This is a genomic window from Mesorhizobium sp. WSM4850 (genome assembly GCF_055811735.1).
This window is the reverse complement of record NZ_JBVVPV010000168.1, coordinates 1-582: the sequence shown is the minus strand read 5'-3', so window position 1 is coordinate 582 and position 582 is coordinate 1. Positions and strand designations below refer to the sequence as shown.

The 582-nt window shown below is 54.6% G+C and carries 1 protein-coding gene; it reads right to left on the bottom strand.

Annotated elements, in window-relative coordinates; genetic code table 11:
- A partial coding sequence (locus tag AC0L2Z_RS35440; RefSeq protein WP_473630650.1) for a class I SAM-dependent methyltransferase occupies positions 1–521 on the bottom strand: 521 nt, incomplete at its 3' end.
- Positions 522–582 lie beyond the last annotated feature (61 nt).

Genomic DNA, 582 nt, shown 5'->3' with positions numbered 1-582 from the left:
GCTATCCAATCTGTGAATGCCAATCGGCCACCTGTCCTCAGAATACGAAAAGCTTCGGCAACCGCTCTCTTCACATCAGGAACGTGGCAAAACGCTTCTTGGCTGACGACAGCGTCCATGCTCGCGTCAGGAAGTGGAACGTCCATCACGTTGCCCTCGACAATCCGCGCAGTACCTAGAAGGCCAACTCGTCTGGTTAACTCCTGTGCGCCCGAGACGCGCGCTGGCGTCAATTCGATACCAGTGACGTCGGCTCCATATTTGTGAGCCAGATAACGCACCGTGCCACCAAGCCCCGCACAGAAATCGGCTACTCGCGATCCATTGCTAACCTGCGCTCCTCGCGCCAACTCATCTGTAGCGGCGAGGCCGCCATAATGATCTTGGTCGTGGGGAAACAGCTCTTCAGGGCGCAAGCCGTCGAGATTGCCACGGCTTGCGCGTAGTTTCGTAAGGATGATTTCGCATGAGATAGGATGACGATTATAGAAAAAGACGGTCTGTGAAGTTGCGTCACTCATGAAACTTGCCTCTATGACTCGGGGCCACGCCAATCTTCGCAATCAGATCAGGCCATCAAAA